General features: G+C 38.4%; 3 protein-coding genes. 1 reads left to right on the plus strand and 2 read right to left on the minus strand.

Going from position 1 to position 2,162, the window contains the following annotated elements; genetic code table 11:
* Positions 1 to 283 precede the first annotated feature (283 nt).
* Positions 284 to 586: a cupin domain-containing protein gene (locus NQ163_RS20460; protein ID WP_268192171.1), complete on the minus strand. Its 303-nt coding sequence runs from the start codon at positions 584 to 586 to the stop codon at positions 284 to 286.
* 72 nt (positions 587 to 658) lie between these two features.
* On the opposite strand from NQ163_RS20460, the gene NQ163_RS20465 reads away from it, so the two are divergent.
* Positions 659 to 1,120: a YybH family protein gene (locus NQ163_RS20465; protein ID WP_268192172.1), complete on the plus strand. Its 462-nt coding sequence runs from the start codon at positions 659 to 661 to the stop codon at positions 1,118 to 1,120.
* On the opposite strand, the gene rarD is transcribed toward NQ163_RS20465, so the two are convergent.
* Entirely contained in the window at positions 1,117 to 2,013 is an 897-nt protein-coding gene (rarD, locus tag NQ163_RS20470; protein ID WP_268192173.1) for an EamA family transporter RarD, read from the minus strand. The genes NQ163_RS20465 and rarD overlap by 4 nt on opposite strands.
* Positions 2,014 to 2,162 lie beyond the last annotated feature (149 nt).

Genomic DNA, 2,162 nt, shown 5'->3' on the forward strand with positions numbered 1-2,162 from the left:
GATCAAATAAAGCTCTATTTTTTGCACAACTTCCTCTCCTATAGAGCCTGTCCCGATTAATATCGGGAAGAGGATTGAGGTGAGGTGATATGGTATAGAAAAAAAATTCTTCTATTAAGAATTTCTTTTTGATCATCATTTTCGCCTATGGGTACTTCACCGGCCTTGCTCATACCAAATAGGATTGAATAGTTCGTGCGATTAATTTGGAGTAGAGAACCCTAAAGCCATAGGGGTGCTGGTATTAATGTTTTCTATATAATACACTCTTTTTGTGTATTTGTTATTCCGGTAAAATTCGAGAGATTAAAAACTTCGAATCTTCTTCGGCTTTTAGGCCATGCATTTGTCCTTTCTCGAAAGAGAAGAAGTCGTCTTCTTCAATGGCATAAACTGTACCTTCAATATCAAAGGTTAGTTTTCCTTTAATCAGATAGAGGCCAGCATTGGCAGGAGCAGGTTGAGGAGGGATTTCCATTCCTTTTTCAACACTTACAATAAGGCTTTCGAATTGTGAGTTGGAATAAATCTGTTCTTTCTGGATTTTAGAGATTTCGATTGTTGAGGATAGCTTTTTTACTAACATAGTTTTTGAGATTAGGATTTATTGCTTGAAAATAAGTATTTTCCTTTATTGAAACCAAAACTATTCTAAAATATGAAATTGACGATAGGAAAAGCAATCTATTTTCTTTTGATTGGTGTAACGATAACAGCTTGTCATCCAAAAGTTGATGTGGAAGCATGCAAGCAGGCCATGCTTAAGAAAGATCAGGAATTCTCAGATTACTCGGTAAAGTATGGAATGAAAAAGGCCTTCTATGTTTTTGCACACGATTCGGCAGTAATCTTGAGAGAAAATTCTTATCCCATTGTGGGAAGGGAAGCCATAAAAAAGCGATTCTTGAATGCAAATGATTCTTTGTTTAGTTTGAGCTGGAAACCTTCTTTTGCAGATGTTGCCCAATCGGGTGATTTGGGTTATACCTACGGAATCTATCAATTCACTACTCCTGATACCATTACGAAAGGCACTTATGTATCCATTTGGAAAAAAGGAGCAGATGAAAAATGGAAATATGTTTTCGATTCAGGAAATCAAGGTTTGGGCAAAGATTAGTTGATTTGTTGCTTTTGCCTGGTTCCCCTGATCATGGAAATGGTATATAGAACCAATGCAAACCAAATCAATGAAAATGCAATGATTTGTTCTCTTTTAAAAGCTTCGTCGTATACAAATACCCCGATTAAAAGCATCAGCGTAGGACCAATGTATTGCATAAAGCCAATGGCCGATAAGGGAATGCGTTGCGCTCCTTTGGCAAACCAATACAATGGTAGGGTAGTAACAATGCCAGTGAGCATTAAGTAAGCATCGGTAGAGATATTGCCAGAGAACAAAGCTCCACTATGATCGAAGATTTTCCAAAAGATAAATCCAGCGGCAAGAGGAGCCAAAATAAAAGTCTCGACGGTAAGGGCTGGAATGGCTTCGATGCCTGCCGTTTTTTTTACCAGTCCGTAAAAGCCAAATGACAAGGCCAGAATGATGGCAATCCAAGGAAAACGACCATAGTCAATGGTAAGGTAAATTACCGAAATGGAGGCGATGATTAGTGCAATTGTCTTAAGGGTATTCAAGCGTTCTTTCAGGATGATCATGCCCAATAGTACATTTACAATGGGGTTGATGTAATAACCCAAACTGGCTTCTACAATTTGATTGATGTTTACTGCATAGATGAACAATCCCCAGTTGCCACCAATTAAGAGGGAGGAGACAATCAGACTGTTTCGTGTTTTTTTCTGCTTGAGCAGTGCAATGATGTTTTTCTGTTTCTTAATCAGAATGAATAGCAAGAGGAAAACGAAAGACCAAAAAATTCGATGGGCCAATACTTCCATAGCGGGGATACCGCTCAACAGCTTCCAGAACAATGGCAATATGCCCCAGGCAAAAAAGGCTTGCAATGCATAAATGTATCCTACCGTGTTGTTTTTGCTGTTTTCCATACGAATTGACTTGAATTTGGATTGCCGCAAATGTAAGGAAATTATGCATCTTTTTTGTCTTCAAGCCAGACGGGCTGTTTTTTATCCTCAAGCCGGATGGGCTTTTCATTTTTGGGTTATTCACTATCGTTCATGAGCTCCACTTTGTT

The sequence above is a fragment of the Marinifilum sp. D737 genome (genome assembly GCF_026672275.1).
GTDB lineage: Bacteria > Bacteroidota > Bacteroidia > Bacteroidales > Marinifilaceae > Marinifilum.